General features: G+C 69.2%; 22 protein-coding genes. 12 read left to right on the forward strand and 10 right to left on the reverse strand.

The features are described from left to right. The 3 genes from IBL25_RS14480 to IBL25_RS14490 all read right to left on the reverse strand — a co-directional run. Positions 1-892: outer membrane protein (locus IBL25_RS14480; RefSeq protein ID WP_187779254.1), on the reverse strand; the 892-nt coding region annotated here is incomplete at its 3' end. A 273-nt stretch (positions 893-1165) separates the two neighbouring features. Further along, positions 1166-1741 (reverse strand): DUF924 family protein, encoded by a 576-nt coding sequence (locus IBL25_RS14485; RefSeq protein WP_187779255.1) that lies wholly within the window; start codon positions 1739-1741, stop codon positions 1166-1168. Beyond that, a complete protein-coding gene (locus tag IBL25_RS14490) occupies positions 1738-4647 on the reverse strand; it encodes an FAD-binding and (Fe-S)-binding domain-containing protein (RefSeq protein ID WP_187779256.1) in 2910 nt (969 codons plus the stop codon). Before IBL25_RS14490 ends, IBL25_RS14485 begins: the two co-directional genes overlap by 4 nt. Before the next feature lie 141 nt (positions 4648-4788). Here IBL25_RS14490 and IBL25_RS14495 point away from each other — a divergent pair, with 141 nt between their 5' ends. From IBL25_RS14495 to IBL25_RS14505, 3 genes are all read left to right on the forward strand, one after another. Beyond that, on the forward strand, positions 4789-5973 hold the full coding sequence (locus IBL25_RS14495; protein ID WP_187779257.1) for a pyridoxal-phosphate-dependent aminotransferase family protein: 1185 nt from the start codon (positions 4789-4791) through the stop codon (positions 5971-5973). A gap of 65 nt (positions 5974-6038) precedes the next feature. Next, positions 6039-6347, forward strand: coding sequence for a DUF1244 domain-containing protein (locus tag IBL25_RS14500; RefSeq protein WP_187779258.1), 309 nt, complete (start codon positions 6039-6041; stop codon positions 6345-6347). A 113-nt stretch (positions 6348-6460) separates the two neighbouring features. After that, positions 6461-6763 (forward strand): DUF2312 domain-containing protein, encoded by a 303-nt coding sequence (locus IBL25_RS14505; protein WP_187779259.1) that lies wholly within the window; start codon positions 6461-6463, stop codon positions 6761-6763. Between the two features lie 43 nt (positions 6764-6806). Here the strand turns inward: IBL25_RS14505 and IBL25_RS14510 are convergent, their stop codons facing one another. Both IBL25_RS14510 and IBL25_RS14515 read right to left on the reverse strand, forming a co-directional pair. After that, on the reverse strand, positions 6807-7226 hold the full coding sequence (locus IBL25_RS14510) for an ester cyclase (RefSeq protein ID WP_187779260.1): 420 nt from the start codon (positions 7224-7226) through the stop codon (positions 6807-6809). Positions 7227-7310: 84 nt separating this feature from the next. Continuing rightward, the gene (locus tag IBL25_RS14515; RefSeq protein ID WP_187779261.1) at positions 7311-9032 is read right to left on the reverse strand and encodes an AMP-dependent synthetase/ligase; all 1722 of its coding nucleotides are present in this window, start codon (positions 9030-9032) and stop codon (positions 7311-7313) included. Here IBL25_RS14515 and IBL25_RS14520 point away from each other — a divergent pair. From IBL25_RS14520 to IBL25_RS14530, 3 genes are all read left to right on the forward strand, one after another. Next, positions 9031-10968: a M3 family oligoendopeptidase gene (locus IBL25_RS14520; RefSeq protein ID WP_379656273.1), complete on the forward strand. Its 1938-nt coding sequence runs from the start codon at positions 9031-9033 to the stop codon at positions 10966-10968. The genes IBL25_RS14515 and IBL25_RS14520 overlap by 2 nt on opposite strands. Further along, a complete protein-coding gene (locus IBL25_RS14525; RefSeq protein WP_187779262.1) occupies positions 10961-12337 on the forward strand; it encodes an ABC1 kinase family protein in 1377 nt (458 codons plus the stop codon). Before IBL25_RS14520 ends, IBL25_RS14525 begins: the two co-directional genes overlap by 8 nt. Before the next feature lie 104 nt (positions 12338-12441). After that, entirely contained in the window at positions 12442-12765 is a 324-nt protein-coding gene (locus IBL25_RS14530; RefSeq protein WP_187779263.1) for a YciI family protein, read from the forward strand. 6 nt (positions 12766-12771) lie between these two features. Here IBL25_RS14530 and IBL25_RS14535 read toward each other — a convergent pair whose 3' ends face one another. From IBL25_RS14535 to IBL25_RS14550, 4 genes are all read right to left on the reverse strand, one after another. Next, positions 12772-14550 (reverse strand): chloride channel protein, encoded by a 1779-nt coding sequence (locus IBL25_RS14535; protein WP_187779264.1) that lies wholly within the window; start codon positions 14548-14550, stop codon positions 12772-12774. A 28-nt stretch (positions 14551-14578) separates the two neighbouring features. Further along, entirely contained in the window at positions 14579-15334 is a 756-nt protein-coding gene (gene radC, locus IBL25_RS14540; RefSeq protein WP_187779265.1) for a RadC family protein, read from the reverse strand. 56 nt (positions 15335-15390) lie between these two features. Continuing rightward, entirely contained in the window at positions 15391-16191 is an 801-nt protein-coding gene (gene map / locus IBL25_RS14545) for a type I methionyl aminopeptidase (protein ID WP_187779266.1), read from the reverse strand. 70 nt (positions 16192-16261) lie between these two features. Beyond that, on the reverse strand, positions 16262-17152 hold the full coding sequence (locus IBL25_RS14550; protein ID WP_187779267.1) for a methyltransferase domain-containing protein: 891 nt from the start codon (positions 17150-17152) through the stop codon (positions 16262-16264). Between the two features lie 75 nt (positions 17153-17227). Here IBL25_RS14550 and IBL25_RS14555 point away from each other — a divergent pair, with 75 nt between their 5' ends. From IBL25_RS14555 to IBL25_RS14565, 3 genes are read left to right on the forward strand one after another with little or no spacing between them, the layout of a single operon-like run. Continuing rightward, positions 17228-18070, forward strand: a complete 843-nt coding sequence (locus IBL25_RS14555; RefSeq protein ID WP_187779268.1) for a ComF family protein — start codon at positions 17228-17230, stop codon at positions 18068-18070. Between the two features lie 4 nt (positions 18071-18074). Then, positions 18075-18335 (forward strand): glutaredoxin 3, encoded by a 261-nt coding sequence (gene grxC / locus IBL25_RS14560; protein ID WP_187779269.1) that lies wholly within the window; start codon positions 18075-18077, stop codon positions 18333-18335. Further along, positions 18335-18820 carry a DUF1178 family protein gene (locus IBL25_RS14565; RefSeq protein ID WP_187779270.1) on the forward strand — a complete coding sequence of 162 codons (486 nt, stop codon included), beginning with the start codon at positions 18335-18337 and terminating at the stop codon, positions 18818-18820. The genes grxC and IBL25_RS14565 overlap by 1 nt, the downstream gene beginning before the upstream one ends. Before the next feature lie 3 nt (positions 18821-18823). Here IBL25_RS14565 and ubiG read toward each other — a convergent pair whose 3' ends face one another. Further along, on the reverse strand, positions 18824-19540 hold the full coding sequence (gene ubiG / locus IBL25_RS14570; RefSeq protein ID WP_187779271.1) for a bifunctional 2-polyprenyl-6-hydroxyphenol methylase/3-demethylubiquinol 3-O-methyltransferase UbiG: 717 nt from the start codon (positions 19538-19540) through the stop codon (positions 18824-18826). 116 nt (positions 19541-19656) lie between these two features. On the opposite strand from ubiG, the gene IBL25_RS14575 reads away from it, so the two are divergent. The 3 genes from IBL25_RS14575 to IBL25_RS14585 form a co-directional block, all read left to right on the forward strand. Continuing rightward, positions 19657-20877, forward strand: a complete 1221-nt coding sequence (locus IBL25_RS14575; RefSeq protein ID WP_187779272.1) for an aspartate kinase — start codon at positions 19657-19659, stop codon at positions 20875-20877. 4 nt (positions 20878-20881) lie between these two features. After that, entirely contained in the window at positions 20882-21919 is a 1038-nt protein-coding gene (locus IBL25_RS14580; RefSeq protein ID WP_379656274.1) for an NAD(P)H-dependent flavin oxidoreductase, read from the forward strand. Between the two features lie 125 nt (positions 21920-22044). Beyond that, positions 22045-22638 (forward strand): helix-turn-helix domain-containing protein (locus tag IBL25_RS14585; RefSeq protein ID WP_187779273.1); only part of this gene is annotated, 594 nt, incomplete at its 3' end.

The raw sequence follows: 22638 nt of genomic DNA on the forward strand, positions 1-22638 counted from the left end.
CGAAGAACACCAGGTAGGTGCGGGTCGGCGCCGGCGCGGCGGCCGGGGCGACCGGGGCCACCGGAGCCGGAGCGGCCGGGCGCGGCGTGTTGAAGGCGTAGCGGACGCCGATCAGAGCCGAGTGGTTGTGGGCCTGATCGACCTCGAAGGAGCCGTTCGCGACGTTCTGGCCGGCAGCGTTGCGCACGCGGCCGTCATACTTGGACTGCAGGGTGCCCATGTAACGGTACTCGGCGGTGATCGCCAGGCCCGGCACGGAGGTGATCGGGAAGGACAGACCGGCGATGCCCTGGTAGGCGAACTGGCCGGCGGTGTCGTTGATGTCCACCGTCTCGCCAGGAGCGCCACGACGGGTGCCGCGGGCGTCCATGCTCGTCCACATGTAGCCGACGCCACCACCGATATACGGCACGACGGCGACCGGCATGGTCGGGAACCACTGCGGCAGCTGGAAGTCGTAGTAGACGTTGGCCATCACACCATACTGCTGCACCTCGCCGTCGAAGTTACGGAAGGCGCTGCCGGCGTTGGTCCCAACGGCGCGGCCGGGGAAGCCGCCCATCTTGTCCAGCTCGTTGTAGCGGTAGTTGCCCTCGACCTCGACGCGGAAGCCGTTGCCGAAGCCATAGCCCAGCGACAGGACGCCGACGCCGCCTTCCTTGAAGTCCAGGTTGCCCTGGCGGCTCAGGCCTGCGGCATCATAGGCCAGCGCATTGCGGCCCTGGGCGGTCATGTTGTTGGAGCCGTAATGGTTCCAGCCGAGGCCGGCGCCAATGTACACGCCGGTGATGGGCTGGGCCGCAGCGGTCGGCAGCCAGGAGGACTGGGCCATGGCGGCGCCGGGCAGCGCGATCGCGGCGGTAGCGGCGAGCAGCAGGTGACGGAATTTCATGATCTTGTTCCTCAGCAACCCAGTGTGCGGGCGAGGGGAAAACCCAGGTTGCATGTGCCAGTTGCTTTATTTCGTTCGAAGGTTACGGGCTGTGGCAAAAATGCCATAGCTTTCGCATAGATCCTAAGAATCAGGGGCTTGGCACCCTCCGGCGGCATCTGACAACCCCGGCCGGACGCTTCGCACGCCCCTTTATGGCGCTGGCCACGCTCCCGTTGCCAGTAAAGAGAGCAAAAGTTGCCATAACATCAGCGTGAATTTTAGTTGGCAACCTCAAAAACCAGCGCCGGGCTGCGCCAGGTAGAGGGTCTCCGCAGCCGTGTTGGTACGTCCGAATATGGCGTTGCGATGCGGAAAGCGTCCGAAGCGGACGATCACCTGCCAGTGCCGCCAGGCATAGTCGATGCTGCCGCCAGGTGCGCGGGCGGGCGGGTGATCCCGCAACCCTTCGAAGAGAGTCACGGAAAGGTTCTGGTCCGCCATCTCCTCCCCATGCTCGAAGGGCAGATAGAAGAAGCTGCGCGCGGTGGGGCCGACCGCGAGGTCATGCCGCCGTTCCAGGACCGCGCGGCGCGCCACCGCGCGGGCGTGGCTGTCGGAGGCAAAGGCTTCCGGCCGCCCCCGGAACAGGTTGCGCGGGAACTGGTCCAGCAGCAGCAGCAGGGCCAGCGCACCTTCCGCATCCTCGGCCCAGATATCCAGCCGTCCTTGCCGCGCGGGCTCCACCAGATCGCCGAAGCCGTTGGCGATGGCGGCGTCGAAGGCCGCGTCCCGCTGGAACCAGACGGGACGGGCGGCCTGCAGGTTGCCGGCGAACCAGAAGTCCAGGATGTCCCGCGGGGTCTTCATGTCCGCACCGACCGTGCCAGCAGCCGGATGGAATGCATCGCTTCCCGTCCCCCAAGATCGCGGATCTGGTGGCGGCAGGAGGTGCCGTCGGCGAGGATGACATCCTCCGGCGCGGCGGCGCGGACGGCGGGCAGCAGGGAGAGTTCGGCCATGGCGCGGCTCACTTCCAGGTTCTTGGCTTCATAGCCGAAGCTGCCGGCCATGCCGCAGCAGGAGGAGGCGATGGGCGCCACCGTCAGGCCCGGAATGCGCCGCAGCCCCTGCACGGCGGGGGCGAAGCCGCCGAAGGCCTTCTGGTGGCAATGGCCGTGGATATGCGCGCGAGCAATGCCCGTGGGCTTCAACGGCAGGTCCCGCTTGGCCAGGAAGGCGGTGGCCAGCTCCGCGCGGGTGGCCAGCGCCTCGGCTTGCGGGCCGGGAAGCAGGGAGAGGAATTCATCCCGCAGCGTGGTAAGGCAGGAGGGTTCCAGCCCCAGCACCGGCGCGTCGGAACCGGAAAGCGCTTCCAGCGTGCGCCGTGCTTCCGCGCGTGCCTCGTCCACCATGCCGGCGGCGAGGTAGGTGCGGCCGCAGCAGAGCGGGCGGCCATCCGCCGCGGCGGCGGGCGTGACGCGGAAGCCGGCGGCGCCCAGCACCGTCACCGCGTCGCGCAGGTTCTCCGGCTCGTAATAACGGTTGAAGGTATCCGCGAAGAGGATGACCTCCTGCCCCGCGCCGTCATGCCGCGCCTCGGAATCACGGAAGGCATCGCGGCGGAAGCGGGGAAGGCTGCGCCCGGCGGCGAGGCCCAGCGCGCGTTCCGACAGCGCCGCCAGGCCGGGAATGGTGTCGCGCAGATTGGCCAGGCCCGGCAGCTTGGCGGCCCAGGGCGCCCAGCGCGGCAATTCGGCGATGATGCGGTCCTTCAGGCGGATGCCGTGCTTCTTCGCGCGGGCATGGCTGGCCTCGATCTTCATCTTCGCCATGTCCACGCCGGTCGGACATTCCCGCTTGCAGCCCTTGCAGGAGACGCAGAGGGAAAGCGCTTCCGCCACTTCGTCCCCCGCCAGGGCATCGGGGCCAAGCTGGCCGGTCAGGGCGAGGCGCAGCGTATTGGCGCGCCCGCGCGTCAGGTGCTGCTCGTCCCGCGTGGCGCGGAAGGAGGGGCACATCACATCGGCATCGAATTTCCGGCAGGTGCCATTGTTGTTGCACATCTCCACCGCGCCGAGGAAACCGCCCTGCGCGCCCGGCCAGGCGGACCAGTCCAGCGCTGGCTTCACGCTCTGATCCGCGCGGTAGCCGGGCGGGTAGCGGAAGAGCGTGCGGTCATCCATGCGCGGCGCCCGCACCACGCGGCCGGGGTTCATCAGCCCGGCGGGGTCGAAGGCATCCTTCACCGCCTCGAAAGCGCGGACGATGCGGCTGCCGAACATCGGCTCGTGGAATTCGGAGCGGACGATGCCGTCGCCATGCTCGCCGGAATGGCTGCCCTTGTATTCGCGCACCAGGGCAAAGCATTCCTCGGCGATGGCGCGCATCTTCGCGACATCCTCGCCATCCTTCATGTTCAGCACGGGGCGGACGTGAAGGCAGCCGACGCTGGCATGGGCGTACCAGGTGCCCTTGGTGCCGTGCTTCTCGAAGACCTCGTTCAGCCGCTCCGTGTAATCGGCGAGGTCGGGAAGATCGACGGCGGTGTCCTCGATAAAGGAGACCGGCTTCCCGTCGCCCTTCATGGACATCATGATGTTCAGACCTGCCTCGCGCACCGCCGCCACCTGCGCCTGGAAGGCAGAATCCGTCACGCGAACGACAGATTTCGGATAGCCGAGATCGCCCATCATCTCGTCCAGCCGGTCCAGGTCGCGCAGCAGCGCGGCATCGTCATCGCCGTGGAATTCGACGATGAGCAGGCTGTCGGGCTCGCCCAGCACGATGGCGTCGATGGTGGCGCGGTAGATCGGGATGGAGCGGCCGAGGTCGATCATGGTGCGGTCCACCAGCTCGACGGCCTCAGGGTTGAGGGTGACGAGGTGCTGGCTGGCGGCCATGGCGGCGCGGAAGGTGGGGAACTGGCAGATGCCCAGCACCTTGCGCGGCTTGATGGGCCAGAGCTTCAGGTCCAGCGCCTCGGAAAAGGCGAGGGTGCCCTCGCTGCCCACCAGCAGCCGCGCGAGGTTGCCACGGCCCTCCGCGCGCGCGGCAGGGGTCAGGGTCTCGATGTTGTAGCCGCCAACGCGGCGAAGCTGGCGCGGGAAGCGTGCGGCGATTTCCTCCGCCTCCCGCGTGCCCAGGGCACGCAGGGACTGGATGAGGTTGGCCACATCGGCGGGAATCTCGGCGCCCAGGTTGTCCGCCACCTCGCCGAAGCTGAAACGCTGGCCATTGGGCAGCAGGGCGTCGATGGCCAGCACGTTATCGGCCATCAGCCCGTAGCGGATGGACTTGGAGCCGCAGGAATTATTGCCCGCCATGCCGCCGATGGTGCAGCGCGCCCAGGTGGAGGGATCGACCGGGAAGAAGAGCTTGTCCTTCTTCAGCGCATCGTTCAGCGCGCCGAGGGCGATGCCGGGCTGCACCTTCGCCACCCCCGCCGCCGCATCCACCGAGAGGACATTCCGCAGGTACTTGGTGCAGTCGATCACCAGCGCGCGGTTCACCGTCTGGCCGCACTGGCTGGTGCCGCCGCCGCGCGGCAGCACAGGCACGCCTTCTTCCCGGCACAGGGCCAGCGCCGCTTCCACATCCGCCATGGTCTTCGGCACCAGCACGCCGATCGGCTCCACCTGGTAGATGCTGGCATCGGTGGCATAGCGGCCGCGATCCGCAGGGGCGAAGCGCACCTCGCCTTCCGTGTGGCGCTTCAGCTTGGCGGCCAGGGCGGGGTCGCCGGGGTGATGCTTCGCGGTGGTGATGGCGTTCATGAAGCTTCCTCTCTCGCGGAAAGCCTAGCGGCACCGGGCCGCGCTGTCCGATCTATTATGCTCATCAATCCGACAAGCCGAACTCATTGGCGGATGAGATGAATGGCGGCTAGGGACAGAACCCGACGGAGGAGACGATCCATGGCCTATTTCCAGTCCAAGCCCACAGCCGGGCGGCATTTCTTGCAAATCCCCGGCCCGAGCAATGTCCCGGACCGCGTGCTGCGCGCCATGGACAATCCCACCATGGACCATCGTGGCCCCGACTTCGGCATCTTCGGCAAACGGCTGCTGGAGAAGGTGAAGCCGGTCTTCGGCACCACCGGCCCGGTGATCATCTATCCCGCCTCCGGCACCGGTGCCTGGGAAGCGGCGCTGGTGAATACCCTTTCGCCCGGCGACACGGTGCTGATGTGCGAGACGGGGCAATTCGCCTCCCTCTGGCGGGAAATGGCGGAGCGCCTGGGCCTGAAGTCCGTCTTCATCGAGACCGACTGGCGCCGTGGCGCCGATGTGGAAGGCATCGAGGAGCGCCTGCGCGCCGACAAGGGCCACAGCATCAAGGCCGTGGCCGTGGTGCATAACGAGACCAGCACCGGCGCCACCAGCCGCATCGACGAGGTGCGCGCCGCCATGGATGCCGCCGGCCACCCGGCGCTGCTGCTGGTGGATACCATTTCCTCCCTCGGCTCCGTCGAATACAAGCATGATGAATGGCGGGTGGATGTGACGGTCTCCGGCTCCCAGAAGGGGCTGATGCTGCCGCCGGGCCTCTCCTTCAATGCAGTGTCGCAGAAGGCGCTGAAGGCCAGCGAGACGGCGAAGCTGCCGCGCTCCTTCTGGGACTGGAAGCCGATGCTGGCCTCCAATGCCACCGGCTACTTCCCTTATACCCCCGCCACCAACATGCTCTACGCGCTGGATACCGCGCTAGACATGCTGCACGAGCAGGGGCTGGAGAATGTCTTCGCCCGCCACGAACGCTATGGCGAGGCCACCCGCCGCGCCGTGCGCGGCTGGGGGCTGGAGATCCAGTGCGAGGACCCGCGCCACTATTCCCCCGTGCTGACCGCCGTGCGGCTGCCGGAAGGCCACTCGGCCAACGCCCTGCGCGCCTCCATCCTGGAGCGCTTCAACATGAGCCTGGGCAACGGCCTCGGCCGGCTGAACGACCGGGTCTTCCGCATCGGCCACCTGGGCGATATCGGCGACCTGCAGGTGCTGGCGACGCTGACGGGGGTGGAGATGGGCCTGCGCCTTTCCGGCGTGCCGCACAAGTCGGGCGGCGTGCAGGCGGCGATGGACTACCTGGCCGGCAACGCCTGACGGGCCATGGCTTGAATGCGGTGGCCCTCCCGCCCCACCTTGCGCGGAAAGGAGGGCCACAGCCCATGACCACCCCGATCGACCCCGATACCCGCACCGAGCTGGAAGCCGCCGCCTTCCGCCGCCTGGTGGAGCACCTGCGCGAGCGCAGCGACGTGCAGAATATCGACCTGATGAATCTGGCCGGCTTCTGCCGCAACTGCCTCAGCCGCTGGTACCGCGAGGCCGCCGAGGCCCAGGGCATCGCGCTGCCCGATGCCGAGGCGCGCGAGACCATCTACGGCATGCCTTACAAGGAGTGGCAGGCGAAGCACCAGAAGGAAGCGACGCCGGAGCAGAAGGCCGCCTTCCAGGCCGGGAATCACCAGCACTGACAGGGGCTGGCGGGCCGGAGTTCATTTGCTCCGGTCCCGCCAGGCCGCTATACCGCGGCCCCCGGCGCCCCCTCGTAGGGCGCCGGTTTCTGTTCGGCAGCCGGAGAACATGGATGAGCGATTTCGACGAACTGGATGCGAAGGCCAGCCGTGACCGTCAGGCGGCTGACCCGGAATCCGAGGTCGGGGGCATCGCCGCGGACCGCCTGCGCTCGATCATCGAGCGCGTGGAGCGGTTGGAGGAAGAGCGCAAAGCGCTGGCCGACGATATCAAGGATATCTTCGCCGAAGCGAAGTCCGCCGGCTTCGAGGTGAAGGTGATCCGCCAGATCATCCGCCTGCGGAAGCAGGAGCCCGCCGAGGTGGAGGAGCAGGAGACCCTGCTGGACCTCTACCGCCGCGCCCTGGGCATGTGAGGAACCCGGCCGCGCCGCTTTGCGGTGGCGCGGCCAGGCCTCTTCAGACCGGCACCAGCATCCGGCAGGCGGTGGCGAGCCGCAGCCGGTCCCACTCGTTCCAGCCTTCCACGACCTGGTCACCGGCCACCCGGATCATCGACATGCCGGTGATGGCCATGGTCTGTCCGGTGGCGCGGACGCCGAAGCCGTCACCGCTATGGGTGAGCTGGACTGTCCATCGCCCGGCCGCCATGTCACCGGCCTCGATCACCTCATGCACGGTGAAGCGGATGCCGGAGAAGTTCTCGAGGAACTGCTCGAAGAACGGCTGAAAGCCCGCTGGCCCCCGGGCGTCGGCCCCTTGCATGTCCGCGGCGTGGATGATGGCCTCCGGCGCCAGGTAGGCGGCGATCCGTGAGGCATCCCTCTGGTTCCAGACCTCCTCGAACCACAGGCGGAAGATGGCTCCGGGGCTTGGCATGGCGGCATCCCTTTCGGCCTGTTCGGGCGTCCGGAGCCTAGCGCAAAACGGTTCGAGATCGGAACAATATCCTGCGTGGGGTACTCAGCCGTAGAGGCGGTCCAGCGCCGCCGCGTGCGCCTGCAGCACCGCCCGCCGCTTGATCTTCATGGTGGGCGTCAACATGCCGTCCTCCACCGTGAAGGGTGGCAGCGCCAGGGTGTGACGGATGCGCTCGACGCTGGAGAGCTTGCTGTTCACCCGCGCCACCGCCTTGGCGAGATTGGCTTCCTGCCCCTCCGCCGGCACCAGAAGCGCGGCGAGGCCGGGGCGGCCGTCGCCGGCCACCACGGCCTGGACGATCTCGGGCTCGGCCATCAGCATGCCTTCGATCCGCGCGGGGCTGACCATTTCGCCGCCCAGGGTCTTGATGATGTCGCGCTTGCGGTCGGTGATGCGGAGGTATCCCTGGGTGATCTCCCCAACGTCGCCGGTATGCAGCCAGGGGGCGCCGCCGTCGTTCAGGTCCTGCAGCGCGGCGGCGGTGGCGTCCGGGTTGTTCCAGTAGCCGTCCATCACCAATGCGCCGCGCACCAGCACCTCGCCATCCGAGGCGATGCGGGCCTCGACCCCATCCAGCACCTTGCCCACCGTGTGGCGGCGGTTGTCCCAGGGCAGGTTGACGCTGATCACCGGCCCGGCCTCGGTCTGGCCATAGCCCTGGATCACCGGCAGCCCCAGCGCCAGGAAGAAGCCCGAGAGCCCCGGGTCCAGCCGTGCTCCGCCGGAAACCAGCGCCGCCAGGCGGCCGCCGAAGCGGTCGCGCATCTTCTTGCGCACCAGCCGGTCCAGCACCGCGTCCTGCAACTGTTCCCAGGGGTTCAGCTCCGGCCCGTCCAGCCTGCGCAGGCCAAGGCGCAGCGTGGCCTCAAAGAGCTTGCGGCGGAAGGTGCCTTCCTTTTCCAGCCCAGCCAGGATGCGCGCCCGCAGCACCTCGAACAGCCGGGGCACGGCGGTGACCACGGCGGGGCGGATCTGCTGCAACTCGGCCGCCAGCTTCTCGGCGCCGCGGCTATAGACCACCTCGATGCCGAAAGAGGGCAGCAGGAAGTTGCCCACCGTGTGCTCGTAGGCATGGGAGAGCGGCAGGAAGGACAGGTAGCAGGCATCCTTCGGCAGGTTCAGCTTCTGGATGAAGTCCGTCACCCCGTGCCGGTTGGCCAGCATGGCCCGGTGCGGCAGCATCACGCCCTTGGGCGCGCCGCCGGTGCCGGAGGTATAGATCAGGCAGGCCAGCCGCCCTGGCGGGATATGCTCCACCTCCGCTACCAGCATGGCGAGGTCGGGCGGCGTCGCGGCCAGTTCGCTCCAGGAAATGGTGTCGCCGGTATCCGCGCCCTCCGGCTGGTCCATGGTCACCAGCAGGTCCAGCCCACCCAGGCCGGCGGCCTCGGCCACCGCGCGGGCCAGCTTGGGGGTGGAGACGATGGCGGCGCGTGCACCGGAGTCGCGCAGGATATGCGCATGGTCCGCCGCCGTATTGGTGGTGTAGGTCGGCACCGAGACGGCGCCGATGGCCATGATGGCGGTATCGGCGATAATGAATTCGGGCCGGTTCTCCGAGACGATCAGCACCCGGTCTCCGGGGCAGACGCCGCGCTGGCGCAGCCCGGCGGCGATGGCCGCGACGGCCATGGCATATTCCGCCCAGCTCATCCCGCGCCAGGCGCCGCCGCGCCAGTAGCGCAGCATGGGCCGCTCCGGCCACTGCCGGGCCAGGCTCAGCATCATCCCTGGCAGGCTGTTCCAGTTCTCTTCCGACGCCATGTTCTTCCCTCCCGTGGCCGTCATGCGCCGGCGGACGCTTGGCCTGCCCGTTGATGGGCTTATATCGGTAAGACGAGAACCCACAACCACAAGGCGTCCCGTGCAGCTCCCCACACTCCGCCAACTCACCTTCGATTCCGCTTCCCGCCCCCAGGGCGAAGGGGGGGAGGGGACCCTGCCGGTCTGGGATCTGTCCGACCTCTACGATGGGGCGGGCGACCCGAAGCTGGAGTCCGACCTCCGCCAGGCCGATGCCGATGCCCAGGATTTCGCGAGGGCCTATGCCGGCAAGCTGGCGGGCATCAAGGGCGACGCGCTGGCCGAGGCCATCGCGGCCTATGAGCGGGTGGAGGAAGTGCTGGGCCGGGTGATGTCCTTTGCCCAGCTCGTCTTCTCCGGCGACGCGCAGAACCCCGAGAATGGCCGCTTCTACCAGACGATGCAGGAGCGGGTGACGGCCATCTCCGCCCATCTGCTCTTCTTCACGCTGGAGCTGAACAAGCTGGAAGAGGCGGCGCTGGAGGCCAAGCTCGGCCAGAGCAAGGCGCTGGCCCGCTACCGCCCCTTCCTGCGCGACCTGCGCGTCTTCCGCCCGCACCAGCTTTCGGACGAGGTGGAGAAGCTGCTGCACGAGAAGGAGGTGACCGGCCGCTCCGCCTGGAACCGCCTCTTCGACGAGACCATCGCCGGCATGGAGGTGAAGGTGGGGGAGGAGACACTGAATGTCTCCGGCGCCCTCAACAAGCTCTCCGACCGCAACCGCGCGGTGCGCGCGGCGGCGGCCAAGGGCGTCTCGGCGGCCTTTGGCGACAAGGCGCGGCTCTTCACGCTGATCACGAACACGCTGGCCAAGGACAAGGAAATCATCGACGGCTGGCGGCAGTATCCGCGCCCCGGCAGCAGCCGCAACCGCGCCAACATGGTCGAGGACGAGGTGGTGGATGCGCTGGTCTCGGCCGTGGTGGCCAGCTACCCGGCGCTGTCCCACCGCTACTACGCCATGAAGGCCAAGTGGCTGGGCCTGCCCAAGCTGCAGCACTGGGACCGCAACGCCCCCCTGCCGGACGAGGATGACAGCGACATTCCCTGGAATGCCGCGCGGGACCGCGTGCTGGCCGCCTATAACGGCTTCAGCCCGGAGCTGGGCAAGATCGGCCAGCGCTTCTTCGACGCGCCCTGGATCGATGCCGCGCTGCGGCCGGGCAAGGCCTCGGGCGCCTTCGCGCACCCGACGGTGCCGAGCGCCCACCCGTATCTGCTGCTGAACTACCACGGCAAGTCACGCGACGTGATGACCCTGGCGCATGAGCTGGGCCATGGCGTGCACCAGGTTCTGGCGGCGGACCAGGGCTACCTGATGTCCGGCACGCCGCTGACCCTGGCCGAGACGGCCTCGGTCTTCGGGGAGATGCTGACCTTCCGCGCGGTGCTCGATGCCGAGAAGGACCCGAAGCGCCGCCGCGCCCTGCTGGCCGGCAAGGTGGAGGACATGCTGAACACGGTGGTGCGGCAGATCGCCTTCTACCGGTTCGAGACCCTGCTGCACGACGCCCGCCGCAAGGGCGAACTCTCCCGCGAGGAGATCGGCGCGCTCTGGATGCAGGTGCAGGTGGAGAGCCTGGGCCCGGCCTTCGAGTTCACGCCGGACTACGAAATCTACTGGGCCTATATCCCCCACTTCATCCACTCACCCTTCTACGTCTATGCCTATGCCTTTGGGGATTGCCTGGTGAACGCCCTTTATGGCGTGTTCCAGGAGGGCAGCGTGCCTGACTTCCAGAACAAGTACCTCGACCTGCTCAAGGCCGGCGGCACCCTGCGGCACAAGGAGCTGCTGGCGCCCTTCGGCCTCGATGCCGCCGACCCCGCCTTCTGGCACAAGGGACTGAACGTGATTTCCGGATTCATCGACGAACTTGAGCGGGCCGATGGCTGACGACGACCGCGAGGGCCGCACCCTCTTTGGCGAGGTGCGGCGCATGGCCCGCACCTCCGGCGCCGTGGGCGGCATTGCCGCCCGCATGGCCGGTGCCCGCTACCTTGGCATCAAGACCGACAAGGCCGGCCATGCCAATGACCTGAAGGCGCTGCTGGGCGGGCTGAAGGGGCCGCTGATGAAGGTGGCGCAGTTCCTGTCCACCGTGCCCAATGCCCTGCCGCCGGAATACCAGCAGGAATTGGCCTCCCTGCAGGCCAATGCGCCGCCGATGGGCTGGAACTTCGTCCGCCGCCGCATGGCCTCCGAGCTGGGGCCGGACTGGCAGTCCAAGTTCGCCTCCTTTGGCCAGGAAGCCGCTGCGGCGGCCAGCCTGGGGCAGGTGCACCGCGCCACGCTGCCGGATGGGCGGCAGGTCGCCTGTAAGCTGCAATACCCGGACATGACCAGCGTGGTGGAGGCCGACCTCCGCCAGCTCAAGATCGCCATGGGCATCTTCGCCCGCATGGACGACGCCATCCAGCACGACGATGTCTACCTGGAACTGAGCGACCGCCTGCGGGAGGAGCTAGACTACGAGCGCGAGGCGGCGCAGATGCGGCTTTACAACCGCATGCTGGCCAATGTGCCGGATGTCCGGACGCCGATGCCGGTGGAGGGCTATTGCTCCAAGCGGCTGCTGACCATGAACTGGCTGGATGGCCGCCCTATCCTGGAGCGCCTGGCGGAAGGCCCTTCGCTGGAGGAGCGCAATGCCTATGCCCGCGCACTCTTCCACGCCTGGTACGTGCCTTTCTACCATTACGGCGTGATCCACGGGGACCCGCATCTGGGCAACTACCAGGTGCGGCAGCCGACGGCGGATGAGCCCGCCGGCATCAACCTGCTGGATTTCGGCACCATCCGCGTCTTCCCGCCGCAATTCCTCACCGGGGTCATCCGGCTCTACGAGGCGATGCGCGACGGCGACAAGGACAAGGCCGAGCAGGCCTACCGCGACTGGGGCTTCACCAACCTGACGCGGGAGAAGATGGAGGTGCTCGACATGTGGGCCCGCTTCCTGCACGAGCCGCTGCTCGATGACCGGGTGCGGCCCATCCAGCAGGATGGCGACCCCGACTTCGGCCGCAAGGTGGCGGCCGAGGTGCATGCCGGGCTGAAGCGCACCGGCGGCGTGCGGCCGCCGCGGGAATTCGTGCTGGTGGACCGCAGCGCCGTGGGCCTCGGCAGCGCCTTCATGCGGCTGGGTGCGGAGCTGAACTGGCACCGCATGTTCAACGAGCTGATCGAGGGCTACGACCAGGTCACCGTGGCCAACCGCCAGGCCACGGCCCTGAAGGAAGCCGGGGTGCCGCCGGTCCTGCCCTGAAGGCCCAGGCCGCCGGGCGCGCGGAAGTGTTGCCCCGGTGGCCTGCCTCCCATGCGATGCTGGGTGCCTGAAACGGCCCGGCAAAGCGGCCGAGGGAGGACAAGATGGTCTTCGTGGTGATTGCCCATGACGGCATGGATGCCGGCGCGTTGCAGCGCCGGCTGGCGGCGCGCCCCCGGCACATGGAGCGCGTCGAACCCTGCGCCCGGCGCGGCGAGCTGCTGGCCGGCATTGCCCTTCTGGACCGGCCGGACGGCAACATGGTCGGCTCCCTGATCGTGCTGGACCTGCCGGACGAAGCCGCGGTGCGCGCCTGGCTGGCCCAGGACCCCTATACGCAGGAAGGCGTCTGGAAGAACGTCACCATCCATCCCGGCCGGGTGGCGCAGCTTCCGTACAAGCCGCTGGTGAGCACGCAGGCGGCATGAGGCTGCTCAGGCGCCGCCCAGTTCCTCGCTGCGGCGCTTCTCCAGCTCCTCGCCATAGCGGCGCAGCAGGTGGGCCTGGGTCAGCAGCCCGATGACGTTGCAGTGGTCGGCGCTGTCCACCACCGCCAGCGCCTCGCTTTCCGTGGCATCGAAAACGGCCATGGCCTCCTTGGCGTTCATGGCCGGCAGCAGGGGCGTCTTCGGGTTCTGCAGCAGCGGGGTGATGGTTTCCAGCGTGTCCGATGTCTCGGCATGGGCATCGGCCACCAGCACGATGCCGGCGTAGCGGTCGGCCTCGTCCACCACCACCACCCGGCTTTCGGCGCCCAGCGGGAAATCGCGCCGGAAGGAGGAAAGGCGGGTATCGGCCTTCACCGTCCGCACGTCCCGCCGCATCAGCTTGCCCACCGTCAGGTCGCGCAGCCAGCCGATATCGCGGGCGCTGCGGATGGTCTCGCCGCGCAGGTGGAAGCGCCAGGTGGCGAAGGAATAGCCGAAGAGCCGCCGCACCGTGACGGAGGAGGCGATCACCGCCACCAGCACCGCGCCGGTCAGGCCGAAATTGCCGGTCATCTCCAGCGCCAGGAAGGTCATGGCCAGGGGCGCGCCGATCACGGCGGCCCCGAAGGCGCTGGTGCCCACCGTGATCAGAAAGACCGCATCCACCCCCGGCGGCATCAGGATGGCCAGGATGGCGGCGAAGCACTGCCCCAGCAGCGCCCCCATCAGCAGCGAGGCGAAGAACAACCCGCCACGGAAGCCCGCGCCGATAGACACGGCCGATGCCACCGCCTTCAGCACCAGCAGCAGCGCCACGGAGCTGAGCGTGGTCTCGGTCAGGAAGAGCTTGTGCAGCGAGCCATGCCCGGCCGAGAGCACCCCCGGCGTGATCAGCGCCAGCGCCCCCACCACCAGCCCGCCCACCGCCGGCCGCAGGTTGGGCCAGGGGATGCCCTGCCGCAGCCATTGCTCCGTCAGCGTCACGCCCCGCATCAGGGCGATGCCGGCCAGGCCGCAGATCAGGCCCAGCAGCAGCGCCAGGCCATAGCCATCCACATCCGGGGCGACGCCGCCGCCCACGGCCAGCACCACATTCTCCCCATGCACCAGGCGGGCGATCAGCACCGCGACCACGGCGCTGGTGACGACGGGCGCCAGGGTGACAATGGAATAAACGCCCACGACCAGCTCGAAGGCATAGAAGGTGCCGGTCAGCGGCGCGTCGAAGGCGGCGGCGATGGCACCGGCGGCACCGCAGCCCACCAGCACCCGCAGGTCCCCGCGCCGCAGGCCGAAGAGCCGCCCGAGGCGGGAGGCCGCGCCGCCCGCGATCTGGGTATAGCCGGCCTCCAGCCCCACCGAGGCGCCGAAGCCGTTGGAGACCAGGTTCTGCGCCACCACCACGAAGCCGTCGTTGAGGGAAAGGCGGCCGCCATGCAGCGCATTGGCCTCGATCGGGTCCACCGGGCTGCGGGGGTGGTAGCGCGCCAGCAGGCGGTTCAGCCCGCCCAGCACCAGCCCGCCCAGGGCCGGCAGCAGCAGCAATGCCCAGGGCGAGGCGCCACGCAGCGCGGAAAGCCCATGCGTCGCCTCCGGCCCGAAGAAGAGCACATGCGCGGCACGCGCCACGGCGCCGATAGCGACGGCGAGAAGGCCTGAGACCGCCCCCACCACCACCGCCAGCAGGATGAGCCCCACCTCCGTCTGCCGCACCCAGCCACGCAAGGCGGCGGCGCCACGGCGCGGATGCAGATGGGACAGGTGCAGGAACTTGCTTCGGGGCATCCGGGGAACCGTGCGGCTGGCGCTGGGCTTAAAGCAGGCCTTCCCGCCGGAAGGAAAGGTGCCGGCCGTTGCCGATGATCAGATGGTCATGCACCACGATGCCCAGCGTGGCGGCGCCCTGCCTGATCTCGGCTGTCATCTCGATATCCGCGCTGCTGGGGGTGGGGTCGCCGCTGGGGTGGTTGTGCACCAGGATCAGCGCCGTGGCCTGCAACTCCAGGCAACGCTTCACGACCTCGCGCGGGTAGACGGGGGTGTGGTTCACCGTGCCGCGCGCCTGCGCCTCATCCGCGATCAGCCGGTTCCTGGAATCCAGGAACAGGATGCGGAACTGCTCCACCTGTTCCCGCGCCAGGGCGGCGTTGAGGTAGCCCAGCAGCCGGTCCCAGTTGTTCAGCAGGGGGCGGTCCAGCACCTCCTCCCGCATCAGGCGCAGCGCGGCGGCCTGCACGGTCTTCAGCGCGGCGATGGCGGCGTCGCCCATGCCCTCCACCTGCCGCAGCGCCTCCACGGGCGCGGAGATGGCATTGCCGAAGCTGCCGAAGCGGGCCAGCAGGGCACGGGCGATGGGCTTGGTGTCGCGCCGGGGCAGGGCGAGGAAGAGCTGCATCTCCAGCAGCTCATGGTCCAGCAGGGCCTCGCCGCCGGCGGCGAGCAGCTTGCCCCGCATCCGGGCACGGTGACCCTCGGCCGAGGCCGCGGCGGGCGCCGCCACGCTTCCCGGCATCTCATCCGGCGGAAGGAGGCCGAGCCCCGCTTCCGCCATGCCGCGCTGCTTGGGCATCCGGCCTCCCTCGGTTCCCGCCAGCTTCAGCGGAACCGGGGAGCAAGTCCAGGGGCTTAGTAGGGGGGCTTGTGCAGCCCGGCGGGGGAATAGGTGAAGACCTCGCACCCATCCTCGGTGACGCCGATCATGTGCTCGAACTGCGCCGAAAGGCTGCGGTCGCGCGTCACGGCGGTCCAGCCGTCGTCCAGCACCTTCACCTCGGGGCGGCCGACATTCACCATGGGCTCGATGGTGAAGAACATGCCGGGCTTCAGCACCGGGCCTTCGCCGGGGCGGCCGAAATGCAGCACATTGGGGGCGGCATGGAAGGTGCGGCCGATGCCATGGCCGCAGAAATCCCGCACCACCGAGAAGCGCTGCTTCTCCACATAGCTCTGGATGGCGTGGCCGATGTCGCCCAGGCGGGCGCCGGGGCGCACGGCCTTGATGCCGCGCATCAAGCTCTCGTAGGTCACGTCCATCAGCAGCTTGGCCTTGGTGTTGGCATTGCCGGCCACGTACATGCGGCTGGTGTCGCCGTACCAGCCATCCACGATGACGGTGACGTCGATGTTCAGGATGTCGCCATCCATCAGCACCTTGTTGCCCGGGATGCCGTGGCAGACCACATGGTTGATGGAGATGCAGGAGGCGTGCTGGTAGCCGCGATAGCCGACGGTCGCGGAAGTGGCGCCATTTTCCTCGATGTAGTCGAGGATGAGCTTGTCCAGGGCCCCCGTGGTCACGCCCGGGCGCACATGCGGCGTGATCATGTCTAGCGTGGCCGCGGCGAGCTGGCCCGCCCGGCGCATGCCGACGAAATCTTCCGGCGCATGCAGCGCGATGCGGCGGGACTCAGAAGCCGTTTGTTCCATGACGGCGAAAGATGCGCGGCAGGAACGCCGGTTGCAAGGCTTTGCACGGGATGGCAGGCCTGCGAAACGATCAGTGGGGCCGGCCGCGCTCGCCTGTCTTGTGCTCGACCGTGCCGAGGGCATCCGCCAGCCGGGCATTGGCGCTGCCCGGGCGCGCCGGCTGCTGCTGGGTGGGCGAGGGGGACCAGCCCGTCAGCACCAGCATCTCCAGCACCACCGGCAGGCCCTCCTCGGTCACCGGCAGGCGGGACAGCGCCAGGGGGAACATGTCGCGGGGCGGGATGCGCGGGTCGCGCGCCAGGGTGGCATTGCCCTCGCCGGCGGCGCGGAGGTCCCGCAGCAGCGCCAGGGGGGTGCGATAGTGCAGGGAGAGCCGCTCCCGGTCCGCCACCGGCAGGCCGAAGCCGGCGCGTTGCAGCAGGGAGGCGCCGTCCTGCAGTTCCGGAAAGGGTGAGACACGCGGGCTGATGCCGCCGCGCAGCTCGGATTCGGCGGCGCCAAGGGCCTCCCGCAGGTGCTGCAAGGTACCCAGCGCCGGCAGGCTAGCCAGGAAGAGGCCATCCGGCGCCAGCGCCCGGCGGATCTGCAGCAGCGCGCCCGGCAGGTCGTTGACCCAGTGCAGGGACAGGCTGGCCACGATCAGGTCGAAGCTGCCGGGGGCGAAGGGCAGCCATTCCTCGTCCGCCACCACAGGCAGGCCACCGGCGCCGCGCGCCATCCCGGCCGCCAGGTCGGCCGAGACCACGAAGGGAATGCCCCGCGCCTTCAGGGCCGGCGCCACGCTGCCACGGCCGCCGATCTCCAGCGCGCGGGTGAAGCGGCGGGTGGTATCATCCAGGCGGTCCAGCAGCCGCTCGGCCGCCGCGTCCAGGATGGGGGCCACGGCGCCGATGCCCGCCGCCGCCTTCTCCCGCCGCCGCCGCACCAGGGCGCGGTCGAATACCTGCATGCTCTCGCTCATCCAGCGCTGATGCGCCCGGGGCGGTGTAGGTGCAAGGGCTTCATGGCTGTCACGGATTCGTGATATTCTGCACCCATGGATGCACAGGTCGTCACGCGCGGGCTGCGATGGGTAGGCGGGGCGGTGCTGGACACGCTGCTGCCGCCGCGTTGCCTATGCTGCGCCACCATCCTGCCCACGGCGGGCGCGCTCTGCGGCGCATGCTTCGGGCAGGTGACGCTGATCGGCGCACCGCTCTGCCACCGCTGCGGCGTGCCTTTCATCCATAGTGGCCAGGGGCAGCCGCCGGCTGGTGGCGGGCCGCTGCATTGCGAAGGCTGCCTGCACCGGGCGCCGGAATACCGGCAGGCCCGCGCTGCCTATCTCTACGACTCCGGCTCCCGCCGCCTGCTGCTGCCGCTGAAATATGGCGACCGCACCGAGTTGGCCGGACCTATCGCGCGGCAGATGGCCCATGCCGGCCGTGCCCTGCTGGCCGAGGCCGACCTGCTGCTGCCGGTGCCGCTGCATCGCTGGCGCCTGCTGAAGCGGCGCTACAACCAGGCGGCGCTGCTGGCGCGGCGGCTGTCGCGGCTTTCTGGCGTCGCCTGGGCGCCGGACCTGCTGCGCCGCCGCCATGCCACGCCCGCACTGGTCGGCTTCGGCGCGGCGGAGCGGGCGGCGATCCTGGAGGATGCCTTCGCGCTCCCTCCCCGCGCGGCGGCGCGGGTGGGGGGAAAGCGGCTGGTGCTGGTGGATGACGTGCTGACCTCGGGCGCCACTGTCACGGCCTGCGCGCGGCTGCTGCTGGGGGCGGGGGCCGCCTGGGTGGATGTGCTGGCGGCGGCGCGGGTGCCCAACCCGGCGCTGGCGGACGGCGCGGAATCGTCATCCTTCCGCAATCCTCTTGACCGCAGCGCGCCAGACAACGATGTGTGAGCGCATGGCCAAGGTCGAAATTTACACCACCCCGTTCTGCCCCTATTGCTCGCGCGCCAAGACGCTGCTGAGCCGCAAGGGCGTGGAATTTATCGAACACGACTCCCCGCACGGCTCGGCCGAGCGCGAGGAGGCCATCCGCCGCTCGGGTGGCCGCACCACGGTGCCGCAGATCTTCATCAACGATCAGGCCGTGGGCGGTTGTGACGACCTTTTCGCGCTGGACCGTTCCGGCAAGCTGGACCCTCTTCTGCAGGCCGCCTGATGATTCACTACCAGTTGCGCTGCGACCAGGCGCATGAGTTCGACGGCTGGTACAAGGACAGCGCCGCTTTCGAAAAGCTGGTGGCGGCGGAGCTGGTGGAATGCCCCGTCTGCGGCAGCAGCAAGGTTTCGCGCGCCCTGATGGCGCCGGCGATTCCCCGGAAGGGCCGCGCCAAGGCGGCCGAGCCGGTGGAGCCCGTGCCGCCGGCGCCGACACCGCAGCCGCCCTCCGGCCCGCAACAGCAGGCCGCCGCCGGGCCGATCCCGGCCCAGATGGTGGCGCTGCTGCAGCGCATGCGGGCCGAGGTCGAGAAGAACTGCGACTATGTCGGCTCCAGCTTCGCCGACGAAGCCCGCAAGATGCACCGGGGCGAGGCCGAGTTCCGCGGCATCTATGGCGAGGCCAGCGATGCCGATGCCGAGGCCCTGCAGGAAGAGGGCATCGACATCGCCCGCCTGCCCTGGGTGCCCAGGGCGGACGGCTGATTCCTAGTCCTTGGCCAGCGCCACGATGTAATTGACCGCGACATCCGGCGTGGCGCGCCAGCCCTGCTTCAGCCCGCCGGGTGTCATGCCGCTGATGGCGGTGACCCGCAGCCCGGCCCGGCGCGCCTCGGCGCCCAGCTCGGCTGGGGTGACGAACATCTTCCAGTCATGCGTGCCGCGCGGCAGCAGCCGCAGCAGGTATTCCGCGCCCAGCTTGGCGAAGAGGAAGGACCGCGCCGTGCGGTTGAGGGTGGAGAGGAAGACCATCCCGCCCGGCTTCACCAGCGCCGCCAGAGCTTCCAGAAAGGCGGCGCGGTCGGCCACGTGCTCGATCACCTCCAGCGCCATCACGGCATCGAACCGGCTGCCGCTGGCGATCAGGTCCTCCGGCATCCCCTCACGGTAATCGATGTCCAGGCCGCTCTCCGCCGCATGGGCGCGGGCCACCGCCAGCGCGGCCGGGGCGGCATCGAGGCCGGTGACCTTCGCCCCCAGCTTCGCCATGCCCTCGGAGGCCAGGCCGGCGCCGCAGCCGACGTCCAGCAGCGTCAGGCCGCCCAGCCGCGCGGGGTCGCCGCCACGCGCCAAGTGCCGGGCGATCCAGCCGCAGCGCAGCGGGTTCATGGCATGCAGCGGCGACATCGGGCCCTGCGGGTCCCACCACTCGGCGGCCAGGGCGTCGAACTTGGCGATCTCGCCCGGAGTGGCGGTGCTGGTCATGGCGGCTTCATCCCTGGTTGCAGCGCAGCGCGCTGCCCGTTATCTGTCGCAGCCCTTCGCCCGCCGCAACCGTGGCGGGTATTCCGTTTCCCTTTCGGACCGATCCTTCAAAGCGCATGGCACGTATCGTGATGAAGTTCGGCGGCACTTCCGTCGCCGATCTGGACCGTATCCGCAACGTCGCCAACCGCGTGAAACGGGAAGTCGATGCGGGCAATGAGGTGGCCGTGGTGGTTTCCGCCATGTCCGGCGCCACCAACCAGCTGGTGAAGTGGTGCACCGACCTGTCGCCGCTGCACGACGCCCGTGAATACGACACCGTGGTCGCGACCGGCGAGCAGGTGACGATCGGCCTGCTGGCCATCGCGTTGCAGACCATCGGCGTCGATGCGCGCTCCTGGCAGGGCTGGCAGGTCCCGATCAAGACCGACAATGCGCATGGCAAGGCGCGTGTCGAGGAGATCGACGGCACCCTGCTCATCGAGCGCATGAAGACCGGCCAGGTGCCGGTGGTGGCGGGCTTCCAGGGCATTGGCTCGGATAACCGCGTGACCACGCTGGGCCGGGGCGGCTCGGACCTTTCGGCCGTTGCCATCGCCGCCGCCGTGAAGGCGGACCGTTGCGACATCTATACGGATGTCGATGGCGTCTATACCACTGACCCGCGCATCGTGCCCAAGGCACGCAAGCTACCGGCGGTGGCCTACGAAGAAATGCTGGAGCTGGCCTCGGTCGGCGCCAAGGTGTTGCAGACCCGCTCGGTCGAACTGGCCATGAAGCAGCGGGTGCGGGTGCAGGTCCTGTCCTCCTTCGAGGACAAGCCCGGCTCGATGGTCGTTGATGAGGATGAGATCGTGGAACAGCCGCTGGTGACGGGCGTCGCCTATTCCCGCGACGAGGCCAAGGTGACGCTGCGCCGGGTGCCGGACAAGCCCGGCATCGCCGCGCAGGTCTTCGTGCCGCTGTCGGAAGCCAATGTGAACGTGGACATGATCGTCCAGAACCTGGGCGCCGACGGCACCACGGACATGACCTTCACGGTCGGCAAGACCGACCTGCCGCGTGCCAAGGAAGTGCTGGAGAAGGCCCGCCCGGTCATCCAGTTCGAGTCGATGATCACCGACCCGGAGGTCGCCAAGATCTCCATCGTCGGCATCGGCATGCGCTCGCATGCCGGCGTGGCCGCGACCATGTTCAAGGCGCTGAGCGAGAAGGGCATCAACATTCAGGTCATCTCGACTTCCGAGATCAAGACCAGCGTGCTGGTGGGCCTGGAATATACCGAGCTGGCGGTGCGTGCCCTGCACACGGCCTACGGCCTGGACGCGGAGGGCTGAGGCCATGGATGCGCTCGCCCCCATGACCCTGGACCCCGCCGTGGACGCGCTGATGGCGCGCGGGGCCGCCTTCCTCGGCACGCGCTACGCCATCCTGGGCGGGGCGATGAGCTGGGTGAGCGAGCGCAACCTGGTGGCCGCCCTGTCCAATGCCGGCGCCTTCGGCGTCATCGCCTGCGGCGCCATGATGCCGGACCGGCTGGCCGAGGAGATCGCCGCCACCCAGGCGCTGACGGACAAGCCCTTCGGCGTCAACCTGATCACCATGCACCCGAACCTGATGGAACTGGTGCAGGTCTGCCTCGACGCGAAGGTCGGCCACATCGTCTTCGCCGGCGGCATCCCGCCCGGGCCCGCCATCAAGGCGGCCAAGGAAGGCGGCGCCAAGGTGATCTGCTTCGCGCCCGCTCTGGCGCTGGCCAAGAAGCTGGTGCGCTCCGGCGCCGATGCGCTGGTGATCGAGGGCTCCGAGGCCGGCGGCCATATCGGCCCGGTTAGCCTGACGGTGCTGGCGCAGGAGATCCTGCCGCATATCCGCGACGTGCCGGTCTATGTGGCCGGCGGCATCGGGCGTGGCGAGGCCATCCTCTCCTACCTGGAGATGGGCGCGGCGGGCGTGCAGATCGGCACCCGCTTCGTCTGCGCCACCGAATGCGTGGCGCATCCGAACTTCAAGCGCGCCTTCATCCGCGGCGCGGCGCGCGACGCCCTGCCGACGGTGCAGCTTGACGAGAGCTTCCCGGTGATCCCGGTGCGCGCCCTGCAGAACGAGGGCACCAAGCGCTTCCTGGAGCACCAGGCCGAGGTCCTCCGCCGCTTCAAGGCGGGCGAGGTGGCCAAGGATGCCGGGCAGCTCGAGATCGAGCATTTCTGGGCGGGTGCCCTGCGCCGCGCCGTGGTGGATGGCGATGTCGAGAATGGCTCCCTGATGGCGGGCCAGAGCGTCGGCATGGTGACCAAGGAGCAGCCGGCGGCCGAAATTATTGCCGAGCTGCTGGCACAGGCTTCCGCCGCATTGACCGCGCGCCGCGCTGGCGCTTGATAAACAGGCGTGGCGCCGCTGCCCGGGCCGAGGGCAGGGCGCCACAAGCCTTCTTCCGACGGCCGCGAGAGCAGGGAGCGGCCGCCACCGCAATCCGGTGCGCCGCATCCCGCGCGGCGCGATAGGTGCCCCGCCCCGTGCCCTATGACATGAAGCGCCAGCCACGCCCCGAGACCAGCGCCGAAGCGGTGCGGGTGGGGGAGGAGCTGCGCGACGCGCGGCTTTCTCTGGGCGTCAGCCTGGAAGAGATGGCGGAGCAGCTCCGCATCAACCGGCGCTATCTGGCGGCACTGGAGGAAGGGCGGGTGCGGGACCTGCCGGGCGTGGCTTATGCCACCGGCTTCGTCCGCAGCTACGCCACCATGCTGGGCCTCGATGCGCCGGACATGGTCCGCCGCTTCCGCGAGGGTGCCGGCATCGCCACCGCGCCCAAGGATCTCGTCTTCCCCGAGCCGGTGCCGGACCGGGGCGTGCCCGCCGGCGCCATCATCATGGTGGGCACGGTGCTGGCCATCGCCGGCTATGCCGGCTGGTACTACTGGAGCGGCTCCTCCACCCGCACGGTGGATGAGGTGCCGGCCCTGCCGCCGCGCCTGGAGCAATCGGCGCGGGAGGCCGGGGCGCCGCCGCTGCCGGGCGTGAACCTGCCGGACAGCGCCGGCCAGTCCCAGCCCCCCGGCACGCCGCCGGCCAGTACCGCCACTCCGCGCGTCAACCCG

The sequence above is a fragment of the Pseudoroseomonas ludipueritiae genome (assembly GCF_014490445.1).
GTDB lineage: Bacteria > Pseudomonadota > Alphaproteobacteria > Acetobacterales > Acetobacteraceae > Pseudoroseomonas > Pseudoroseomonas ludipueritiae.